The 21,295-nt window shown below is 62.8% G+C and carries 19 protein-coding genes; 6 read left to right on the top strand and 13 right to left on the bottom strand.

Going from position 1 to position 21,295, the window contains the following annotated elements; all coding sequences use genetic code 11:
• Positions 1 to 40: 40 nt before the first annotated feature.
• The 13 genes from ACI0FO_RS07090 to ACI0FO_RS07030 all read right to left on the bottom strand — a co-directional run bounded on the left by ACI0FO_RS07090 (position 41) and on the right by ACI0FO_RS07030 (position 15,318).
• Positions 41 to 232, bottom strand: coding sequence for a putative motility protein (locus ACI0FO_RS07090; protein WP_039884074.1), 192 nt, complete (start codon positions 230 to 232; stop codon positions 41 to 43).
• A 187-nt stretch (positions 233 to 419) separates the two neighbouring features.
• Positions 420 to 1,316, bottom strand: a complete 897-nt coding sequence (locus tag ACI0FO_RS07085; protein WP_416025292.1) for a hypothetical protein — start codon at positions 1,314 to 1,316, stop codon at positions 420 to 422.
• Positions 1,317 to 1,478: 162 nt separating this feature from the next.
• Positions 1,479 to 1,979, bottom strand: coding sequence for an acyltransferase (locus ACI0FO_RS07080; RefSeq protein WP_416025291.1), 501 nt, complete (start codon positions 1,977 to 1,979; stop codon positions 1,479 to 1,481).
• A gap of 16 nt (positions 1,980 to 1,995) precedes the next feature.
• Positions 1,996 to 2,751 (bottom strand): cephalosporin hydroxylase family protein, encoded by a 756-nt coding sequence (locus ACI0FO_RS07075; protein WP_416025289.1) that lies wholly within the window; start codon positions 2,749 to 2,751, stop codon positions 1,996 to 1,998.
• Positions 2,752 to 3,579, bottom strand: a complete 828-nt coding sequence (locus tag ACI0FO_RS07070) for an NAD-dependent epimerase/dehydratase family protein (protein ID WP_416025287.1) — start codon at positions 3,577 to 3,579, stop codon at positions 2,752 to 2,754.
• Complete coding sequence (locus tag ACI0FO_RS07065) at positions 3,576 to 4,820, bottom strand: methyltransferase domain-containing protein (protein WP_416025285.1); 1,245 nt, start codon at positions 4,818 to 4,820, stop codon at positions 3,576 to 3,578. Before ACI0FO_RS07065 ends, ACI0FO_RS07070 begins: the two co-directional genes overlap by 4 nt.
• Entirely contained in the window at positions 4,817 to 5,374 is a 558-nt protein-coding gene (gene rfbC / locus ACI0FO_RS07060) for a dTDP-4-dehydrorhamnose 3,5-epimerase (RefSeq protein WP_416025284.1), read from the bottom strand. Before rfbC ends, ACI0FO_RS07065 begins: the two co-directional genes overlap by 4 nt.
• Positions 5,371 to 6,441 (bottom strand): CDP-glucose 4,6-dehydratase, encoded by a 1,071-nt coding sequence (gene rfbG / locus ACI0FO_RS07055; RefSeq protein ID WP_416025282.1) that lies wholly within the window; start codon positions 6,439 to 6,441, stop codon positions 5,371 to 5,373. Before rfbG ends, rfbC begins: the two co-directional genes overlap by 4 nt.
• Complete coding sequence (rfbF, locus tag ACI0FO_RS07050; protein ID WP_416025280.1) at positions 6,426 to 7,196, bottom strand: glucose-1-phosphate cytidylyltransferase; 771 nt, start codon at positions 7,194 to 7,196, stop codon at positions 6,426 to 6,428. The genes rfbG and rfbF overlap by 16 nt, the downstream gene beginning before the upstream one ends.
• Positions 7,193 to 10,621 carry a methyltransferase domain-containing protein gene (locus tag ACI0FO_RS07045; RefSeq protein WP_416025278.1) on the bottom strand — a complete coding sequence of 1,143 codons (3,429 nt, stop codon included), beginning with the start codon at positions 10,619 to 10,621 and terminating at the stop codon, positions 7,193 to 7,195. Before ACI0FO_RS07045 ends, rfbF begins: the two co-directional genes overlap by 4 nt.
• A 258-nt stretch (positions 10,622 to 10,879) precedes the next feature.
• Positions 10,880 to 12,568: a flagellin gene (locus tag ACI0FO_RS07040; protein WP_416025276.1), complete on the bottom strand. Its 1,689-nt coding sequence runs from the start codon at positions 12,566 to 12,568 to the stop codon at positions 10,880 to 10,882.
• 239 nt (positions 12,569 to 12,807) lie between these two features.
• Positions 12,808 to 14,412 (bottom strand): methyltransferase regulatory domain-containing protein, encoded by a 1,605-nt coding sequence (locus ACI0FO_RS07035; RefSeq protein ID WP_416025275.1) that lies wholly within the window; start codon positions 14,410 to 14,412, stop codon positions 12,808 to 12,810.
• A 150-nt stretch (positions 14,413 to 14,562) separates the two neighbouring features.
• Positions 14,563 to 15,318, bottom strand: a complete 756-nt coding sequence (locus ACI0FO_RS07030) for an RNA polymerase sigma factor FliA (protein ID WP_416025274.1) — start codon at positions 15,316 to 15,318, stop codon at positions 14,563 to 14,565.
• Between the two features lie 429 nt (positions 15,319 to 15,747).
• On the opposite strand from ACI0FO_RS07030, the gene flhD reads away from it, so the two are divergent.
• From flhD to cheA, 6 genes are all read left to right on the top strand, one after another.
• On the top strand, positions 15,748 to 16,071 hold the full coding sequence (flhD, locus tag ACI0FO_RS07025) for a flagellar transcriptional regulator FlhD (RefSeq protein ID WP_006219025.1): 324 nt from the start codon (positions 15,748 to 15,750) through the stop codon (positions 16,069 to 16,071).
• Positions 16,072 to 16,104: 33 nt separating this feature from the next.
• Positions 16,105 to 16,686, top strand: a complete 582-nt coding sequence (gene flhC / locus ACI0FO_RS07020) for a flagellar transcriptional regulator FlhC (protein WP_416025271.1) — start codon at positions 16,105 to 16,107, stop codon at positions 16,684 to 16,686.
• Between the two features lie 175 nt (positions 16,687 to 16,861).
• On the top strand, positions 16,862 to 17,737 hold the full coding sequence (motA, locus tag ACI0FO_RS07015; RefSeq protein WP_416025269.1) for a flagellar motor stator protein MotA: 876 nt from the start codon (positions 16,862 to 16,864) through the stop codon (positions 17,735 to 17,737).
• Between the two features lie 11 nt (positions 17,738 to 17,748).
• On the top strand, positions 17,749 to 18,738 hold the full coding sequence (gene motB / locus ACI0FO_RS07010) for a flagellar motor protein MotB (protein ID WP_416025267.1): 990 nt from the start codon (positions 17,749 to 17,751) through the stop codon (positions 18,736 to 18,738).
• 2 nt (positions 18,739 to 18,740) lie between these two features.
• Positions 18,741 to 19,121, top strand: coding sequence for a response regulator (locus ACI0FO_RS07005; protein WP_183011949.1), 381 nt, complete (start codon positions 18,741 to 18,743; stop codon positions 19,119 to 19,121).
• Positions 19,122 to 19,151: 30 nt separating this feature from the next.
• Complete coding sequence (gene cheA, locus ACI0FO_RS07000) at positions 19,152 to 21,293, top strand: chemotaxis protein CheA (protein ID WP_416025265.1); 2,142 nt, start codon at positions 19,152 to 19,154, stop codon at positions 21,291 to 21,293.
• The last annotated feature ends 2 nt before the right edge of the window (positions 21,294 to 21,295 follow it).

The following is a 21,295-nucleotide window of genomic DNA, read 5'->3' as shown; positions in this document are numbered from 1 at the left end:
ATGCGCGAGGTATCCGGCGTGGAATACCCGGCGCGGAATATCAGGCGTGCGTGTTGATCCGTGAACCCAGCGTAGCGTCAACGGCCATAGGGGCTACCGACTGCATGAGCGTCAACGCGGTATCGGCTTGCGCGTTCAGCGCCTTCTTCAACACGCGGGCTTGAATTTCCTGCGAGAGGTTCACGTCTTGCAAGGCCAGCGCGGTGTTGACGGTGTTGCTGATGGAATCCATGGTCTGTGTCCTTGTCGGAGCGTGCTTGCGGCAGGCGATACGACGGGTTGATGTGGCTGGGCCAACTTCAAATATGTCGCATTATTGCGCGAATTTGTGGTTGTGGTGCAAAGAATTGTCGGGGTGTTGCGTGGCGGGGATGTGACAGCGCGAGGTGTGCGTCATGCGCGTGGCGTGGCATGCCGCCTTAAGGTTGCACCGGGCATTCCTTGACCACGCCCCAGCCATGGTTCGGTTCGCAATATTGCCTGCGAGCTGCCCACGCACAGTCCGGCCGTTCAAAAAAACCAAGCTTTGCGCAATCCGCCAGTTCACCGTCCAGCGCCTCTACCCAGGCCATCGGGTTCTCGGCCGGTATTTCGGTGATGCGCAGCGTGGACTGCGGCGTGACAGGCGCAGCTGTTACGGCGGTGGTGGTAGCGGCGGTGGGAGCCGTTGTAGCAGGAGTGGATGCCGCAGCCGCAGGAGTGGATGCCTCGGCGGGATGAGTGGATGCCTCGGCGGGATGAGTGGGCGCGGCTTCAGCGTTGCTTGGGGAGGGCGCACGGTTCCCTGGCGGGGACGGCGCAGGCGACGTCGCCGGCGCCACGTCAACGGGCACGGGGGCCGTCGGCTTCGTCGTCTCCCATTCGCTGGGCGTCTCTACCGTAGGCAAAGCCGGCAGGGGCGCCAGCGGTACGCGCACCGGGCTGGCCGACCTGGCACCCGTGATGCCGTTGTTCGGCGCATTCCAGGACACCACCAACAGCACCAACGCGCCATAGATCGCCAATGTGTACAGCACCGTCAGCGTGGCGGAACCCACGCGTCGGCCTGTCATCGGCGTGCCATCCTCTCGGCCCAACAGGGCGCGCCAACCCACCAGCGCGGCGCCTGGCGCCGAAATCAGCGCCCAGCCGATACGGCGCAGGCAGCTGGGCCGCGGTTGCGGTCTCGCGGCCTGCACTTGGGCGGCCAGCAATTCACGCAACGCACGGTTTTCTTCCCGCAGATGCAGGGTCTGTGCATCGACCGGCGCCGTGGCATCAGGATCCGTCGTGCTGTCATGCTGCGTAGCGTGGGGATCTGGGGGCGTGGCGGTCATGGGGCTGAAAAATATAGATACAAAAGCGGTGCGGTGGCAATTATGAAGGAAGCGAAGAGCGCCTCAAAAGGGGAATAGAACGGGAAAAGGGCGGCTTGGAGACGATTCGGCGTACACCCGCCTGCCAGCGGTCAGCGAAGCCGGCAATGCCGGTGTGGGGAATCAGCCGCCCGTGTCTTCCCGCCAGCCCATGAGCTTCATCGGGTTGCCGCCCTGGATCGAGAAAGCTGCGACCTCGCCGCGCACGATGGTGCCCGCGGCAATGACACAACCTTCGCGCAGGACTGCGCCGTCCAGCAAGACGCAGTTGGCGCCGATCCAGACGTCGTTCTCGATCACGATACCGCCCTTGCTTGGGCGAAAGCCCTGGGCGCGGATGGGCAGGTCGCGGCGTCGGAATTCGTGGTTGGCGGGGGCAAATGTGCAGTTTGCCGCGACCGCTACACGGGCGCCCATTCGGATGCCGTTGCCGGTGTACAGCACGCAGCCGGAATTGATGACGCAGTCCGGCCCGATCTCGACATCACCCGCCCCTCCGGCCGGCTTGATCTTCACGAACGCATCCACGACCGCCCGGGCGCCGACGGCGATGCGGGTGCCGCGCGTGGAGTCTTCGATGTCGGCCAGCGGCGATACGCGCGCGGTGGGGTCGATCAATATCACAATGCCGCCCGGTGCGTCAGGCCTTGCGGCGCAGAAAGCCGTCGGGGGCGGACGTGACCAGCAGGCGGTCTTCCACCGAACGGTCGATTTCAAACTCGGGGTGCTGCTTGATCCATTCCCACACGGCGGTCTTGGGGTTGTTGCCCTTGCCCCAATGGCGACCGGGCCATTCGTAGTCGGCGGGCATGTCTTCCACAAAGGTGTCGAACACCACGCAGTAGCTGCCAACGCTTACCAGATCCGCATAGGCGTTCAACTCCGCCAGCACATGGTCATGCGTGTGATTCGAATCCAGGCAGACCATGATGTTCTTCTTGCCTTCGGCGTGTGCTCGCACCTGGGCGATCGTGGCAGCGTCGATGCTCGAGCCTTCGATCAGGTGGATGCGCTTGGCCAGCGGATGGGCTTCGATTGCCTTGCGGTTGTGTTCACGGATCTCGATGTCGACCCCCACGACTTCGCCCGCACCCAGCAACTGCAACATGGACGCCGACAGCATCAACGAACCGCCATGCGCAATGCCCGTTTCGATGATCAGGTCGGGCTTGACGGCCCAGATCAGTTCCTGCATCGCCATGGCGTCCATGGGCAGCTGGATCAGCGGGCGGCCTGCCCACGAAAAGTTGTTCATGTACTTGCGTTCCAGCGCCATCTGGCGCCACGCAATGGATAGCTCGCGAAATTCCTGATCGCTGGCGAACCCAGCGATGCGGGCTTGCTTTTCCTGACGGTACTCGGGGTGCGCGTCGGGCGTGGTTTCAAGGTAGGACATTCAGATTCCTTTGTGCAGACGGTACTGCGCTAGAAAATGCGGGAAATAGTCGGAGAAGGCACGCGGAACAGCCCCGCCAAGCGCTCGGACGCGCTTCACGTCGACATCGGCAAAGGTCCATTCGGGCGCGCCGGGCGCCACGGTGCAGTGATAGCCCAGTGTCTGGAGCAGCCAGCGCGCCACCTCGCGGTTGGCAACGCCGACGCCATGGGCAACGTTGTAGATGCCGCTGGCCGCGGGCGACAGGGCGATGTCCAGTATCTGCGACACGGCATCGTCAACGTAGAGATAGTCCTTGCAGGATGAAAGCGAGGTGCGCAGCGTGATGCCGTTGCCGCGCGCGCCTTCTTCCAGCAACTGGTCGATAAAGCTGTCCGGCGTGTCACGCACGCCCACGATATTGGACAGGCGCGCGACCTTCGTGCCCCTGCGGCCACCGTGCAGGCAGAGCGATTCGCCCATCAGCTTGGACAAATTGTAGAGATCGCTGGGGTCGTTCGGATTGACGGCAAGCGTTGCACTCTCGCGAGTGTCGGCGGATCCGGCGTAGACGCGCGTGCTGGATAGATAGGTCAGGCTGTCGAAGTCGCCGTCGGCCAGCAAGGTCCTGAGCAGGCAGACGTGCGCTTCCACGGTTTCGAGCGGACGGCTGCGAAAGTCCGAGGTCAGGCCGATTGCATAGATCACATGGCCCAAAGAGCGGCGCAGCAGGTCGGCGTCGCCTCGGGGCGGTGCGTTGCAAGGCACGCCGTCCGCGCGCAGGCGCGCGACCAGATGGCGGCCGACAAAGCCAGACGCACCCAGGACGGTGACCAGCCCCTGGCTCATGCGGATGCGCCACTTTCAATGGACAACGACGGGATCGCCGTGACCAGCTTGGCGTGCCATTCGCGGCGGGCGTAGTCCAGTTGTTCGGAAACTTCCGCCTTCAGGTTCCAGGGCAGGATCAGGATGTACTCGGGCTTGTCTTCGCGCAATCGGGCTTCCGCGACGATCGGGATATGGCTGCCGGGCAAGTACTTGTCTTGCTTGGCGGGGTTCAAGTCCACCACATAGGGCAGCAGGTCCGGGCGCACACCGGCGAAGTTCAGCAGCGTGTTGCCCTTGGCGGCCGCGCCATAGGCCGCGATGCGCTTGCCGCCGCGGCGCAGTTCCACCAGAAACGCCAGCAGATCGTTCTTGACCCGCTCTGCCTCTTGCTGAAAACGCGAATAAAACTCGGGGCCCGTCATGCCGGCCTGTTGCTCTTGGGCCAGGGTGTGGGCGACGTTGTCGGAGACGTCATGCTTGCCCGTGTCGGCGCGCTGCGCGAAGACGCGCAGGCTGCCGCCGTGCGTGCCCAGATGCTCGACATCGAACACCGCCAAACCGTTGGATTGGAAAATGCGCGACACGGCCGTCAGCGATAGATAGGAATAGTGCTCGTGATATGCCGTATCGAACTGACTTTCCTGCACCATGCGCAGCAGATGCGGAAACTCGAACGTCGCCACGCCTTGCGGCTTGAGCAACGCCGTAAAACCCGACACGAAATCGTTGATGTCAGGCACGTGAGCCAGCACGTTATTGGCTGCAATCAGGTCGGCCGCACGGCCTTGCTCGGCAAGCTCATCACCCAGCGCCACGCCAAAGAAGCGTTGCACGATATCGATGCCACGCTCACGCGCAGCCTGCGCCGTGCTGGCGGTGGGCTCCACGCCATAGCACGGTACGCCGGCTGCTTTCACGTACTGCAACAGATAGCCGTCATTGGCGGCTATCTCGGTCACCATGCTGTCCGCACCCAGTCCGAAGCGGCTGATCATCGTATCGACGTACCGGCGCGAATGCGCCAGCCACGACGACGAGAACGAGCTGAAGTAGGCGTAGTCGTCGGTGAACAATGCCTCGCGTCCTGCGTGATCTTCGGTCTGGACCAGCCAGCACGATTCGCATACCAGGATGCGCAACGGGAACCACGTCTCGGGGCCGCGCAGTGCGGTCTCGGTCAGATAGGCGTTGGACGGCGGCGCATGGCCAAGGTCCAGGAAAGGAAGGCGCAAGTCGGCCTGGCAATGGCGGCACTTCACAGTGCGACTCCAGAAAAAGCAGTGTCCAGGCGGGGGTGTTGCTGATCGCGCTCGGACACCAGGGTCGGGGGTAACGGCCAGGCGATGCCCACGCGGGCATCCTGGAAGTGCAGGCCGGCTTCGGCCTGCGGCGAATAGGGGGCGGAATGGCAATACAGCATTTCCGCGTCGTCGGTCAGCGTTTGGAAACCATGGGCAAAGCCCTCGGGAATCAGCAGGGCGCGGCCGTTGTCGGCGCTTAAACGCTCGGCGTGCCATTGCAGGAACGTGGGCGAACCCGCGCGCAGATCCACGGCGACATCCCAGACGGCGCCACGGATGCAACTGACCAGCTTCATTTCGGCGTGTGGCGGCAGCTGGTAATGCATGCCGCGTATTGTGCCGGCCTGCGCGGTATAGGTGTGATTGACCTGCTCGATGCCGCGTTGCCAGCCGCAAGCGTGCAAGTCGCCTGCGTCGAACAGCCGTGCCAGAAAGCCCCGTGAGTCGCCACGGGGATGGCGCTGCACGACCTTCAAACCGGCCAGCGGCGTATCGGTGATCTCAAGGCTCATGGCTGCGCCTCGTACTGGTCGATGTCGGCGTGACACAACGCCAGCGCGTGTTCACCCGCATCAAAGCGTCGATACCAGTCCATGCTGCGCGTGACGGCCCGGGCCAGCGGCCAGCGCGGGGCCACGTTTAAAACGGCTCGCGCCCTGGACGTGTCCAGCGTTAACAAACCGGCTTCGTGCGGGCCTTCGATTTGGTCGGCGTAGGCCGTGCGGCCACGTCCGTAGGCGGTCTGCGCGATATCGACCACCGTGCGTACCGAGGCCGCTTCCGCGGCATCCGGGCCGAAGTTATACGGGCCGGCAAGCGCAGGTTGGTCCCATAGCGCCTGCGCCAGCACCAGATAGCCCGCCAAGGGTTCCAGCACGTGCTGCCAGGGTCGCACGGCGTCCGGACGACGGATGTGCAGATCGCCGTCGTCGCGCCAGGCGCGAACGGCGTCGGGCAGCAAGCGGTCGACCGACCAGTCGCCCCCTCCAATGACATTGCCGGCGCGCGCCGTGGCCAGGGCCAGCCCTTGTGCCTGAAGGAAGGAGTCCCGATACGATGCGATGACCAGTTCGCTGGCCGCCTTGCTGGCGCTGTATGGGTCGTGCCCGCCCAGCGTGTCGCTTTCGCGGTAGGGGTAGAGCCATTCGTTGTTGCGATACACCTTGTCGGTCGTGACCATGACTGCCACGCGCGCGGACGGTTCGGCCCGCAGCGCATCCAGCAGATGCGCCGTACCCATGATGTTGGTCGCGAAGGTATCGATCGGTGCGGCGTAGCTGGGGCGCACCAGCGCTTGCGCAGCCAGATGCAGCACGACGTCGGGCTGGGCGGCCAGCACGATGTCGCGCAGCAAGGCGGCATCGCGGATGTCGGCATGACGGCTGTCGATCAGCTTGGCCACGCCGGCGGACTGGTACAGGCTGGGTTGAGTGCTGGGCGGCAACGCCACCCCGGTCACCCGGGCGCCCAGCCGGTGCAACCACAACGCCAGCCAGCTTCCTTTGAAGCCTGTGTGGCCGGTCAGCAGGACGCGCTTGCCGCGCCAGAACGCGGCGGAAGGGTTCACCAGACTTTCCATGGCGCCTTGCCCGTGCTCCACAGCGACTCCAGCAGGTTCTTTTCGCGTAACGTGTCCATAGGCTGCCAGAAGCCCAGGTGTTCGAAGGCATGCAACTGGCCTTCGCGGCTCAGGGTTTCAAGCGGGCCGGCTTCCCAGGTCGTGTCGTCGTCTTCGATCAGGGAAAGCACGCTGGGCGACAACACAAAAAAGCCGCCGTTGATCAGGCCGCCGTCGCCACGAGGCTTTTCCGTAAAGCCCGTCACACGGTCGCCGTCGCGACGCAACGCGCCATAGCGTCCGGGCGGCTGCACGGCGGTGACGGTGGCGGCCTTGCCGTGCTTACGGTGAAAGGCAATCAGCGCCCCGACGTCGATGTCGGCCACGCCGTCGCCATAGGTGAAGCAGAACGCGTCGTCTTCCTTGACATAGTCCGCCACGCGCTTCAGGCGGCCACCGGTCATGGTGGATTCGCCGGTGTCCACCAACGTGACGCGCCACGGTTCGGCCTTGCGCTGGTGGACTTCCATGCGGTTGTCCGCCATATCGAAGGTTACGTCGGACATGTGCAGGAAGTAGTTGGCGAAATACTCCTTGATCATGTAGCCCTTGTAGCCGCAGCAGATCACGAAGTCGTTTACCCCGTGGGCAGAATAGGTCTTCATGATGTGCCACAGGATCGGCCGCCCGCCGATCTCGATCATCGGCTTGGGACGCGTGTGGGTTTCTTCAGAGATCCGGGTGCCCAGGCCCCCGGCAAGAATGATGGCTTTCATGCTTGGGATTCGCACCAGGTAGTGAACATGCCGCGCAGGGCGGTTTCGAACTTCCGGGCGAACGCGGGTTCGTCCATCAAGGGGCTGACGTGCATCTCGGCGCGCAGGCCGGCGCGGGTGCGCGCCAGCGTCGGCAAGTCGCTGGCCAGGGCCACGACCTTCTGGATGTACTCCTCTTCGGTCTGGGCGATCCACTCCGGGCGACCGATGCCGTGCAACACGGAACTGCCAATGCGGCCAACGCTGGGGCGGCTGGCAAGCGTCACGTAGGGCACACCCATATACAGTGTTTCCACCAGCGTGACGCCCGAGTTGTGGGGGAAGCAGTCCAGGCCGATGTCCATGTTGCGCAGGACATTCCACGGGGGCGATTCCCAGCCAATCAGCAGCCGTTCGCGCTCGATACCTTGGGCCATGAAGCGGCTGGCCAGCTCTTCACGCATGGGGCCGTCTCGATAGCTGTTGCTGTTCACCACCAGGCGTGCATTGGGCAGACGGCGCAAAATGTCCGACCACACACGTACCACCTTGTCGTTCATGCGGATCGCGCGCGTCAGGCTGCCCAGCGTGACATAGCCGTTCTTCAGCGCGGGGAGGTCGCCGCAGTCTCCCATCGTCGTGCCGGCCCGATAGACGAAGTTGGTGTCGGCCAAGCGCCAGGGCTTTTCCGAGAACAGCGCTTCGGAGCCGGTGGGCGCCATAACTTCATCGCTCATGATGTAGTCGATGGCATTCAGGCCGGTTGTGTAGCCGAAACCAAGCCAGGTCAGGGAAACCGGGGCGGGCTTGCGCGCGAACACGCCCAGGCGGTTGCCGCCGGTGTGCCCGGCAACATCGATAAGAACGTCGATACCGTCCGCGCGGATGCGCTCGGCCAGCGCGCTGTCGCTCATGCCCGCGGTCGGTGTCCACTGATCGAAGTAGCCTTCAAAGCGTGCGGTGACCGCGTCCTTCGCCACGAATTCGGCATAGGCGCAGAGTTCGAAGGCCTCGCGATCATGGTTGGCCAGCAGGGGTTCAATAAAGTAATTACCCGAATGCTGGCGAAAGTCCGGCGATACGTAGGCCACGCGAATACGGCGGCGGGTATCGCGCTTATTCGTGTGCGGCTGCCACGTCGCGCGCAGCGCTTCACAGTGCGTGCGATTGTATTGGCGGTACGCCTCGAAGACTTCTTCAGCGCTGGCGCTTGGCGAGTAGTTCAGGGCAAACAGCAGGTTGTTGTGGGGGATGAGCGCCTTGGGGGCGATAGCTACCGCGGCCCTTGCGGCGGCAACCGCGCCTTCGGCGTCGCCCCGGTCCATCAGGATCTTGCTGAGATTGGTTCTGGCCTTTTCCTGCAGGGGATCCAGGGCCAAGGCGGTCAGGCAGCTTGCCTGGGCCTCTTTGTAGCGCAGCTCGGCGCATAGCGCATCGCCAAGCACGCCGTGGGCATTCGCATCCTTGGGAGCAAGCTCCACGGCACGGCGCGCGGTACCGATCGCTTCCGACGTGCGCATCAACGCGGTCAGGCAAGACGCCAGAATGATGTAGCACTGTGCCCGGGCCGGCGCCAGGTCCAGCATCTGCAGCGCGGGGGCAAGCGCCTCCTGGAAACGTCCGGAATTGCACAGGGTGACAGCCAGCGGTTCCCAGGCGGCGGACGCGCCCGGCACGGTCTTGGCCAGTTGCCGTGCCAAGGCCTCGGCCTTATCGAATTGGCGTTCGGTCAGCAGATCCTGGATACGCATCGCCATGGATTCGGCCGAGGTGGGCAGGCCGCCTCGCATTGCACTGGCCGCCAATATCCGTTGGTTCAGGCACTGGCGGGCCAAGGCGCCGCCATACAGTCCGAAAAATTGCGCTTGGCCGCCGCTGGCGGAAAGGGCGTCGCCAAGCATGGACGCCCACGACGCCGCGGAACCTTGGCATAGCCCATAGCGTTTGAGCAAGCCCAGGAATTCAAGCAGGCTCGACGTATCCTGGATGATGCCCTCTTCTGTCGAAGCGGGCGTGGTATTCACTTCTAGCAGCGGCATTCCCGCGCCAAGGCGGCGGGCCATCTCGTGCTGGTTTTCCGACAAAACCAGCTTTACAGGTTCGTGCCACAGGTTAAAGCAGCGTGGCGTCGGCACTGAACCCGAGTCAGGTGCCGACATCGCAACGCAATGCAGCGGACGGGTGGGGGCGTCGTCGTCGCGATCATACGGCCCGGCCTCAAGGCAGTAGTGAACGAGGTCGTGTTCCAACAACGTCAGCAGTGATTTGTCCAGCAGCTTGCGGGCCGCCGAATCGTCCAGTTCTTCCGAATGCATCAACACGGCGACCAGCGTCGTGTAGGGCAAGGAACCGGGCCAGGCGTGCCACAGCGTGTCCAACAGCCTGACCATATGGGGTTCCGTGGTCACCAGGCCGCGGGCCAGGTGGTTCACATACGTGGCTCCCTGCTCCTGGCCGTTCGCGGCAAGACGTTGCGCGCCGCTGGCCCAGCGCAGGTCTTTCATGCGGGCAAGGTCCGGACGGGGTTTGGCTTGTTCAGCGGTGTCCTGGGTGGTGAACAGGCTTTGGCGGAATCCGCGCCCCGTCGCGAAGTCCAGGTATTGCTGTTTGACGGTCGCTGGCTGCCCCATCGTCAGCAGGCTATTCGTCAACGAGACGTTCTGCCCCATGTTCAGCGGAATTTCGGCCAGCGCTTGGGCGTCGCCCACATAGCCCAGACCCGCCTGTGCTGCGCGTCCGGCGAATTCGATGAAGTAGCAAGGGTTGCAGGCGAACGGGTCAACGGTAGCTTGCACCTGCCCGTCCAAGGCACGTTGTACCTGGGCGGCGACGACGGCCAATTGATTCGCCATCGGATTGGCGCCAGAGACGCCTTCCGTGAATAGTGTCAGCGCGGCAGCCGCGCTGCTTCGAAGTTGCTCTTGTGATTGCGCGGCATGCCCGTGCAACAGGATGGCGTCTCGAACGACTTCTTGCGCCTTGGCGCCCGGGTATACGTGGTAATCCACATACAGGACGCCATTGGGCGTCAGCAGCTGGCCGCAGCGCTCAAGCAAGGCCTGGGCATGTTCGGGGGGCAGGTAACTATAGAGGCCTGTCGCAATGATGTAGTCGAACTGGCCTTGTTCCGCGTCCAGGCTGTCGTAGCCCTGCGCCAGCAGCGTGACATTGGCCAGACCCAACGAGGCCGCCATCTGCTGGCCTTGCCCAATAACGGCGTCCGAGGCGTCAATGCCGAGGATCCGGGCCTGCGGGTAGGCCAGGGCGAAGGGGAACAGGCCTTCGCCGGTGCCGCAGCCCAGGCTGAGCACCCGCGCTTGTTCCAGCGCCGGTGCCGTCACTCCATACAGATAAGCGGTTGCCCGCAGGTGCACAGGAGAGTGGCTGGGGTCAAGAAGTCCCGGTTCGGCGATCGCCTGGCGGTGGAAATAAGCCGGATTCGACATGAGTGCTTGTAACGGGAAGGCGCGGGGCCAGTGAATGGAATCTTGACGATTCTACGAACTGCCCCGGGCCTTCATTCCGTGAATCAGCGTCTGAATTCCGCGCCACTTTCCCGAAAGAGCTCGCTTTGCACGACAGACGAAAAAAAACCCGCTGAAAGCGGGTTTCTTGAGATGGCCAGGCCCGGCGCGAAGGTCCGGTACTGGCCGCCAGCCGGGGAAACCGAAGCTTCCCCCGCGGGTTCGTGTCTTTGCCGAGAATTAACGCAGCAGGGACAGAACGGTCTGCGGCACTTGGTTGGCTTGCGCCAGAACCGAGGTACCAGCTTGTTGCAGGATCTGAGCCTTGGACATGTTCGACACTTCCGTGGCGTAGTCGGCGTCTTGAATACGCGAACGAGCGTTGGACAGGTTGTTGACCACGTTGTTCAGGTTCGAGATCGTCGATTCCAGACGGTTCTGCACAGCACCCAGTTCGCCGGTCAGCTTGTCCAGCTTGGTGAAGGCAGCGTCCAGCGTCTTCAGCGGATCGGTGGTCTTCGTACCCTTGCTGGTGTCTTCCGTGGTCAGCTTGCCCGAGCTGTTGACCTTGGCTTCGGCGCCAACCTTGGCTTCGTAGTCGCCCGTGCCCGTGCCGCTCTTGACCGTAGCCTTGCCCGTGTTGGGGTCAACGGTGTAGGTCGTGTCGTACGTCTTGGTCGTGGTGAACGTGCCCTTGTCGTCAACGTACGTGTCGGTCGACTCGCCGCTGGTGAAGGTGACGTTGGCGCTGGTGATGCCTTGACCCAGCTTGATGACCACGCCGCCGGCGGTGGCGTTGGAATTGACCGCTGCCAGCAGCGCATCCGAAGCGATGGTGTTGGTGAAGGACAGTTGAGCAGCCGTACCCGTGTTGGAGTACGTCTTGCCACCGATGGACACCGACGAGTTGCCGGCGGCGCCGGTGCCGTTCGAGGCGGCGGTCATCACGGTTTCCAGCGTAGCAGCGGTAGCGCTGGCGCTGTTGGTGGTCAGGTTGCCAGCGGCATCCAGGAAGGCGTCTTGGCCGCCGACCGTAACCTTGCCCGTAGCGTCAACTTGGAACGAGGTCGTCGACGAGCCATTGGCGTGCGTGTAGGTGCCGTTCGCGGTGCCGGTAGCCGGGCGCAGCGAGGTCGCCAGAGCCGTCACGGCGGCAGCGTTCGAAGCCGACTTGTCGGTGAACGTGAAGTTCTTGTTGGCGGCGTCGTACGTGTAGGTCACGCCGGTAGCGCCAGCGCCGACGCTGACGGTGTTACCGTTTTCCAGCTTGGCGAAGGTTTGGTCAGCCGTGGCAGCAGCGTGCGTGGTGGTGACGGTCCAGTCGTTGCCGGCAGCAACGCCGCTAGCAGCTTGCAGGTCGGACACGGTGGCCGAACGGTTTTGGGTCACGCCCGAGCCGTTGACGTTGAAGCCGTCCAGACCCAGCGTCTTGACGCTGATTTCCGACAGGTTCAGGGTGATCGTTTCGCCGTCGTTGGCGCCAACTTGCAGCGTCAGGGGCTTGGCCGAATCCGACAGAACCTTCACGCCGTTGAAGTCGGTTTGTTCCGAGATACGGTCGATGTCCGACAGACGTTGGTTGATTTCGTCTTGCATCGAGTTCAGCTGCTCTTGCGAGTAGCTGCCGTTGGCGGCTTGCACCGACAGTTCGCGAACACGTTGCAGGTGGGTGTTGACTTCGGAGGCGGCGCCTTCCGTCGTCTGAGCCAGCGAGATACCGTCGTTGGCGTTACGAGCGGCTTGGGTCAGGCCCTTGACGTTCGCGGTGAAGCGGTTGGCAATGGCCATACCGGCGGCGTCGTCCTTGGCGCTGTTGATGCGCAGGCCCGACGACAGGCGTTCGATGGCGGTACCCAGGGACGATTGCGACTTGTTCAGGTTGTTCTGAGCAACGAGCGACAAGTAGTTGGTGTTAATGACTGCAGCCATGTTTAGGCTCCCAAGAGAGAAAGGCTTCTTCAAACCGGGCAGCGGGGCCGCCCATCGTGTTAACGGGAGAATTCGCTTTCTTGCGTCTTCGAATTTCTCCGTTGTCAGGATTACGGCAGTCGCAAATCAATCTTTAGGCTTTTTTTTTGGCAATCGTAAATATGTTGGCTTTATGAGGCGGTTCCGCGGCGCTTGCCCCGCGGTTGCTCGTGAGGCGCTGGCCGCGGAAGTTGTAAGCGTCAATTCACCAGCAGGCCCGTGCGACGCAATTCGGTCAGCAGAGCATTCAGGAATTCCTGCGCCACGGGCTCCAGGTTCCGCGCACCCTTATAAGATTGGCCGTTGGGGTGGGGCGTGCGTCCGGACGTCAAGGCATCGCGCGTCAGGGTGCGAAGCTCCGCGACGCTGCGCGAGCCGTCCATCTGCAGGGCGACGAATCGGCCCAATGCGTCAGCCGGCGGCGTCACCGGCTGGTGCCACAGGTTGTACATGCCCACTTGGCATGCCGTGCTTGTTACTTCATGTAGTAGTTCGCGTGCGCCCGGGATCAACGCGGGCTGGCTGTCGGGCGCGCGGTAGGACGATGCTTCCATGCGGAAATGAACCGCGCTGGATTGCACCAGGGTGATCAGGTTCATATAGACCACGTTGGCCAGATCGTCGCCTTGCACGCCAGCATGGTGGGAGCGCGCAATGTCCAGCAGCGCGTCGAACGGCACCGAGCGCGGCCATGCCTTGTTCATCGCGTCGATCATGCCGAGCATGGCCGGGTCTTTGCTGCTGAGCGTCGCGCCGTTGGGGGTCAGGTAGTGGCGATGTTCCGCCGAGGCGCCAGGCGAGGGGGCGGTGGCATCAAGCCGGGTGGCGAAGTGCATTGCCTTGAACGCCGTACCTTCGGGCTGTTCCAGCATGTTTTCAGCGCGGTCGCCATGCACCAGCAGACTTTTGCGGAACGAGCGGCCCACGGCGAAATCCAGATATTGTTCGCGCATTTCGCGGTTGCTCTTCGCCGACAAGCCGTTCAGTCCCAGCGCTACCTTGCTGCCGTAGGTGGAAGCGAACGTCAGATGCGGTTCGGCGTCGGTTACATACGCCAGCCCCGCCTGCTGGGCGGCAGCGGCGAATTCCAGGAAGTAGCAAGGCGTGTTGATCGCTTCCAGGTATTCGTGCAGCAGGTAGTGGTCGGACTGTCCGCGCAGCTTGTGCGCCGCGCCTTGCAGCGCCGACTGCAGCGGATTGTTGTGCCACAAGCCGTTTTCCAACAGGTCCAGCATCTCTTTGGCGCGCGCCAGCTTCTCTTGCGCGGTTTGCGCGCCAAAGCTGTTCAGGATCATCGCATCGCGGACCACGTCCGCGGCTTTCCATCCGGGGTAGGTGTTGTAACTGACGTAGGCAACTCCCTCGGGCGCCAGGTTTTCACGACAGATGCGCAGGATGGCGTCCCGGACTTCGGGCGGCACCCAACTGAACACACCGTGGCAGATGATGTAGTCGAAAAGGCCCAATTCAGGGGTGACGTCGGTCAAGCTCATTGCGCGCAGGTCCAGATTGCGGGCGCCGGTTTTTTCGGCAACCTGCTGGCCTGCTTCGATTTGTTGCGGCGCCAAGTCAATGCCGACGACGCGCGCGTTGGGGTAGGCCAGCGCGAAGGGAAGCAGGTTCCCGCCCGCTGCGCAGCCCAGTTCCAGCACGCGTGCGGTATCAAGCGCGGGCGTGGCCAAGCCATATAGGCTTGCCACGGCACGCAGGTTGCCCGGCGACGTGTACGCGAATGCGTTCGATATATAGGGGGTTTCGTCGTAGGCGTCGGAGATGGCCTGCGTCAAATGATCGGCTGCGGTCATTGCAGAGTTCCAGGGAGGGCGCGGCACGCGGTTGGGACGCGACTGCTTGCGGATTGGGTGGGCTGTGCGTAAGGCTGTCAGCGCGGCGTTCGGTTGGATGGCCCGAACAGCGATGCACTTCCTGGGGAGTTTCTCATCGCGAAACCTCCCCTAAATAATCTGCGCGATCTGCCCCTCCTGGGGCAGCGCATGCCAAGCCTGGTCTTTCAGCTTGGCGCGAATCCGGGCCGTGGCCTGCGAACGCAGCTGGCATACCCGCGCTTCGGTCACATTCATGATCGCGCCGATTTCCTTCAAGTTCAGGCCCTGCTCGTAACACAGCGACAGCAGCAGCTTTTCGCGGTCGGGCAGGGTGTCGATGGCGTGGATCAGCGCTTGGCGGAAATCGCCCGCCAAGAGCGAGTCGAGCGGGTTGCCGCCGGCCGAGCCGTGGTTAAGGGTCGCGGACCAGTCGGCCTGGCCGGACGCCGAGTCCGGCTCGGTCGTGAAATCTTCGTAATGCACGATCTGCACGCCTTGGGCATCGTGCAGCAGTGTCTGGTATTCGTTCAGCGGGATGTCGAGCTGGGCGGCGATCTCGGCCTCGTTGGGCGCGCGCATCAGCCGCTGCTCCAGCTGCTGGATGGCTTGTTCGATCTTGCGCGCCTTGGCGCGGACGCTGCGCGGCAGCCAATCCTGGCCGCGGAGTTCGTCCAGCATCGCGCCACGGATACGAGTCGTGGCGTAGGTCTCGAATTGGGCGTCTGCCGTTTCCTGATAGCGCCTTACGGCGTCAAGCAGGCCGATCATGCCGGCCTGTATCAGGTCGTCGAGCTCAACGCTGGCGGGTAGCCGGGCGAGCAATTGCAGGGCCAGCTTCCGCACTAGCGGGGCATATTCGACCAAGCTGTCATCTGCGTGGGGCATTGCGGGAATGTCAGGCGGTGTCCATCGTGACGCGTTGTCAGACGTTGTCAATTTGCGACATTGTCGACAAACGCGCGGCTGCGCTAAAGCTAGCAATTAGGTGATCGGCAAGGTGTCATTGTCGGGACTGCACAACATTTCATTCCGTGAAGTACGCAATGTTTTGAATGCTTATTTGCCAAATTGACGTAAATTCGCTTCGGATTTCTATGTCAAGGTGTATCTAAATCATCACGTTGCGCAATATCAACAAAGATTTGTCATATAAGTCATAGAAAATGACATGAGCTGTGGTAAATTTTACTTAAATTGCGAACAAATGATACATTTCGCATTAAAACAGATCGCAGCAAGCCGCCAGGCAATTCGGGTTGCCGGCGCTTTTGGTTATCGAGCCCCCGTGCGTGGGATAGGGATAGGGAGTAGGGCGTGCAACAAGTCGAAAATTCATTGCTGGCAGACATTCGTGAAGTGAATCTGTCATATTTGTTACTTGCGCAACGTATGTTGCGTGATGACTATGCTGCGTCGATGTTCCGTCTAGGGTTCAGCAACGAAGTTGCTGACATCCTGATGCGTCTGTCGCCCGCGCAATTGGTCAAGCTGGCCAGCTCCAGCTCGCTGCTGTGCCGGTTCCGCTTCGATGATTACAGCCTGCTGTCGGCGCTGACCCATGACGTTTTGGGTGGTGCACTGCAACAAGCGCATGCAACCATCTTGCTGGCCAAGCAACCTGTGGAAGAACTGGCCTGACGGCCGTTCGGACCCTCACTCGAGACTCGCGCAATGGCCTCCAAAAGCGTTTCACAGGAAGCGGACGACATCCTGCTTGCCAGCTCCATGATTACCTTGGGGGCGCGGTTGCAGGTGCTGGAGGCTGAAACCAGCCTCAGCCACGACCGTCTGGCGCGCTTGTATCGCGAAATCCGCGGTTGCTCGCCACCTAAAGGCATGCTGCCTTTTTCGGTTGACTGGTTCATGACCTGGCTGCCGAACATTCATTCGTCGCTGTTCTACAACGTTTATTCGTTCCTGAACGCGCGCACCCGCAGCAAAGGCATCCGCGCCACCATCGACGCGTACCGCCTGTATCTTGAGAACGCCGGCCTGGATGCCGCCGAAAGCGCTGAGCCGGTCCTGAGCTTTACCCGGGCCTGGATGCTGGTTCGCTTCTTCGATAGCGGCATGCTTCAGTTGTCCGCGTGCCGCCAGTGCGGCGGCCATTTCATTGCCCACGCTCACGATCCGCAATCGGACTTCGTGTGCGCGATCTGCCGCCCGCCACCTCGCGCCGGCAAGACGCGCGCGGCAGCCAAGGCGCGCGCCGGCACCCGTCCGGCACCCGCGGTCGACGCCGCGCGGCCTTGACCGCCGGCGCTTGGCCCGGTGCATCCAAGCCGGCCGCATCTGGCCGGCCGCACCCCGCCCGCCGTGCCCAAATACATCAAAAGCCCTGTAAAACCCCCCGTAACCCGCCTTTTTGGGTCGGGGGGAACAGGGGATCATTGACGCCAGTTTTAGACTTCGTTGGCAGGGGCCTGATGTGTTGATTGTTATCGGTTTTCTCGTGGTGATCGTGTCGGTCGTCGGTAGCTTCATAGCGCTGGGCGGCCACTTGGGCGCGCTTTACCAGCCCTTCGAGCTGACGCTGATCTTCGGTTCGGCCCTTGGGGCGTTCATTGCCGGCAACAGCAAAAAATCGCTGATGCTGGTGAAGAAGGCGCTACCTGACGCGCTGAAGAGCTCGCGCTACGGCAAGGACGTGTATATGGAGCTGATGGCGCTCCTGTATGTGTTGCTGAACAAAGCGCGTCGCGAAGGCCTGATGGCCATCGAATCGCATATCGAGGATCCGGCGTCCAGCCCGATCTTCAGCGAGTATCCCCGCATCGCCAAAGACGCGAAGCTCATGGAGTTCATTACGGACTACCTGCGCATCATGATCAGCGGCAACATGAGTTCGTTCGAAATCGAGACGCTCATGGATGAAGAAATCGAGACCTATCGCCATGAGCGCGAGGTGCCGGCGCACGCATTGCACCAGATGGCCGATGGCCTGCCGGCGTTCGGGATCGTGGCCGCGGTGCTGGGTGTGATCAAGGCGCTGGCGGCCGTGGACCAGCCGCCCGCGATCCTGGGCGACCTGATCTCCAAGGCCATGGTCGGCACGTTCCTGGGCATTCTGCTGGCATACGGTTTCGTGGGGCCGCTAGCTTCGCGCGTCGAGCGCCGCACCGACGAAGCCATGAAAGTGCTGGAGTGCATTAAGACCACGCTGCTGGCCAGCATGAACGGCTACCCGCCCCAGTTGGCGGTGGAGTTCGGCCGCAAGGTGCTGTTCTCGTCCGTGCGTCCGACCTTCGGTGAGCTGGAAGAGCATGTCCGGCAAACCAAGTCGACCGCAACCGGCAAGGCCTGACGGAGCGGGCCATGAGCACGGTAAACAACCACCGTGTGGTGATCCGCCGCAAGAAGGTCAAGGGCGGCGGGCACCACGGCGGCAGCTGGAAGATCGCCTACGCCGACTTCATCACGGCGATGATGGCGTTTTTCCTGGTGATGTGGCTGATCAGCATCGTGCCGCGCGAAGAACTCAAGGGCATCGCGGAGTATTTCCGCATGCCGTTGCGCGTGGCGATCATGGGCGGGCCCAACAATTCGGCCGAAACCAGCGCAGTGCCTGGGGGCGGGCAAGACCCCCTGCGCAGCGAGGGCGATGTGCGCCGCGCCCAGGGCAACCGGGTCGAAGCACAGCCGATGGGCGACGCGGAGCGCCGCGAACAGCACCGTCTGGAAAATCTGAAGAAGCGGCTAGAGAACGTCATCGATACCAGCCCCGTCCTGAAAAGCTTCAGGCCACAGCTGCTGATCGACCTGACGACCGAAGGCCTGCGCATCCAGATCATCGATAACCAGAACCGTCCGATGTTCGCCACCGGCCGCGCGGAAGTGCAGCCTTACATGCGCGACATCCTCCGGGAATTGGGGCCGGTACTGAACGAGCTGCCGAACAAGGTCAGCATTTCGGGCCACACGGACGCCTCGCAGTATGCGCGCGGCGAACGCGCCTACAGCAATTGGGAGCTTTCGGCCGACCGCGCGAACGCCTCCCGCCAGGAATTGGTGGCCGGCGGCATGAACGAAAGCAAGGTCATGCGTATCCAGGGACTGTCTTCCAGCATGAGTCTGGTTAAAGATGATCCTTACGCGGCCGTTAATAGACGTATCAGCCTCGTGGTGCTCAATATGAACACCCAAAAGCGCATCGAAAACGAGAACGCCGCTGCGGCGGACGTGAGCGCGAAGGATGCCCGCGAGGTAGGGACGGCCGTGGAGGCGGTGCAAGCCGCCACCCGGGCCGCGACGGCAACCAAGCAAGGCGACGCGGCGAATGCGCCGCCCGTTGAAGGGGTTCGATAGCAATGGCGGCAACGATTCTGGTAGCGGACGATTCAGCGACGATGCGAATGATCGTGCAGGCGACGCTGACGGGCGCGGGATGGAAAGTACTGACGGCCGGCAATGGCCAGGAAGCGCTGGAAGTGGCCAAAAACCACCCGGTGGATCTGGTCGTCAGCGACTGGAACATGCCTGTCATGGGCGGGCTGCAACTGATTCAAGGCTTGCGCGAGCAAGACCAGTACCTGGATGTGCCGGTGCTGGTGCTGACCACCGAAGACGACGTGGACAGCAAGATGGCCGCTCGGGATCTGGGCGTTTGTGGCTGGCTTTCAAAGCCGGTCGACCCCGATGTGCTGGTGGAATTGGCGACCGAACTGCTCGACGAGCAGGCCGGCGCGTAAAGCAGGTTCATTTATGAAGGCGTACGGGTCATGAGTGCTGGTTTGGACCTCAGTCAGTTTTACGAGACCTTTTTCGACGAGGCGGATGAGCTGCTCGCGCAAATGGAGCAGTTGCTGCTAGAGCTGGATGTGGGCGCGCCCGACATCGAGCAGCTCAATGCCATCTTCCGCGCGGCCCACTCGATCAAGGGCGGGGCGGCGACATTCGGCTGTTTCACGCAGCTTGCGGGCACCACCCACCTGCTGGAAAACCTTCTGGACGCAATCCGTCGCGGCGAAATGGCGCTGCGCACGGACATGATTGATATCTTCTTGGAAACGAAAGACGTGCTCAAAAGCCAACTGGACGCCTATCGGGCCTCCGAAGAGCCCGATGAAGCCGTGTTTGAGCGTATCTGCGCCGTATTGAGGCAGCTGGCGCTGGAGCATAAGGAGCCTGCCGCGGCCGGGGCTGCCCCTGTCGTGGCTGCGGCGCCTGCGCCGGCGCCGGTGGTGGCCGCCCCGGTCGCGGCTGCCCCGCCTCCGGCTCCCGCAGCGGCTTCCGCGGTGGCGGCAACGGCCGCTGGCGATCTGCCCCTGAAGGTGCGGATTACCAAAGTGTCCGATAAGGACGCCGCCTCGTTGCTTGAAGAAATGGGCAACCTGGGCACGGTCAAGGCCAGCGAACGCGCCAATGGTGTCTTGACCGTGTGGGTGGATAGCACCTGCACGCCGGACGACATCGAGGCCGTTTGCTGCTTCATCGTCGACGGCGATCAATTGAATATCAGCCGCGAAGCGGCCCCGGCGGCCGAATCGGCGCCGGCGACGGATCCGGCAGCCGGTGCTGCGGCAGCCCCGGCTGCGGTAGCCCCCGCGCCGGTGGTGGCGCCCGTGGCGCCGGCGCCGGTTGTCGCGGACTCGGCAGCCGCCGCCGAAGCGATCACCCAGGCCGCCGCCCGCGCGTCGCGTCCGGCGGCGCCAGCGCACGCCGACAAGGAATCCACGTCGATCCGCGTGGGCGTGGAAAAAGTCGACCAGGTGATCAACCTGGTGGGCGAACTTGTCATCACGCAAGCCATGTTGGCGCAGACGGCGTCGACGCTGGACCCGGTCTTGCACGACCGCCTGCTGAATGGCATGGAACAGCTGGAACGCAACGCCCGCGACCTGCAAGAAGCGGTGATGTCGATCCGCATGATGCCGATGGACTACGTGTTCAGCCGCTTTCCCCGTCTGGTACGCGATATCGCCGGCAAGATGGGCAAGCAGATCGAACTGCAGACCTACGGCCGCGCGACCGAACTGGACAAGAGCCTGATCGAACGCATTATCGACCCGCTGACCCACCTGGTGCGCAACAGCTTGGACCACGGCATCGAGACGCCCGAAAAGCGTATCGCCGCTGGCAAGGATCCGGTGGGCCAGTTGGTGCTGTCCGCCCAGCATAACGGCGGCAATATCGTGATCGAGGTCAGCGACGACGGCGGCGGCCTGAGCCGCGACAAGATTCTGAAGAAGGCCATGGCCCAAGGCCTGCCGGTCAATGAAAATTCGCCGGACGACGAAATCTGGCAACTGATCTTCGCGCCGGGGTTCTCCACCGCCGAGAAGGTCACGGACATTTCCGGCCGCGGTGTCGGCATGGACGTGGTGCGCCGGAACATCCAGGACATGGGCGGCCATGTGCAGCTGTCGTGCGAGCCGGGCAACGGCACCACGACGCGCATCGTGCTGCCGCTGACGCTGGCCATCCTGGACGGCATGTCGGTGCGCGTGGGTGAAGAGACCTTCATCCTGCCGTTGAACCATGTGACCGAGTCGCTGCAGCCGACGAATGACCAGATCTATTCGGTGGCCGGCAACGAACGCGTGATGCACGTGCGCGGCGAATACCTGCCGCTGGTCGAAATGCACCGCGTGTTCTCGGTGGCGGGCGCCCAGACGGATCCCACGCAGGCCATCGCCGTCATCATGCAGGCCGAAGACCGTCGTTTCGCGCTGCTGGTCGATCACTTGATCGGGCAGCACCAGGTCGTGGTCAAGAACCTTGAGTCGAACTACCGCAAGGTCCCTGGCATCTCCGCCGCCACCATCCTGGGCGATGGCAGCGTAGCGCTGATTGTCGACGTATTTGCGCTTGCGCGCGCCAATCGTGAGCGTTGGTCGCAGCCCGAAGCCATTCTGAATTGATG

The sequence above is a fragment of the Achromobacter marplatensis genome, from assembly GCF_049060505.1.
GTDB classification, from domain to species: Bacteria; Pseudomonadota; Gammaproteobacteria; order Burkholderiales; family Burkholderiaceae_B; genus Achromobacter; species Achromobacter marplatensis_A.
Note: the sequence above shows the minus strand (reverse complement) of the source record. Positions and strands in the feature narration are given on the sequence as shown.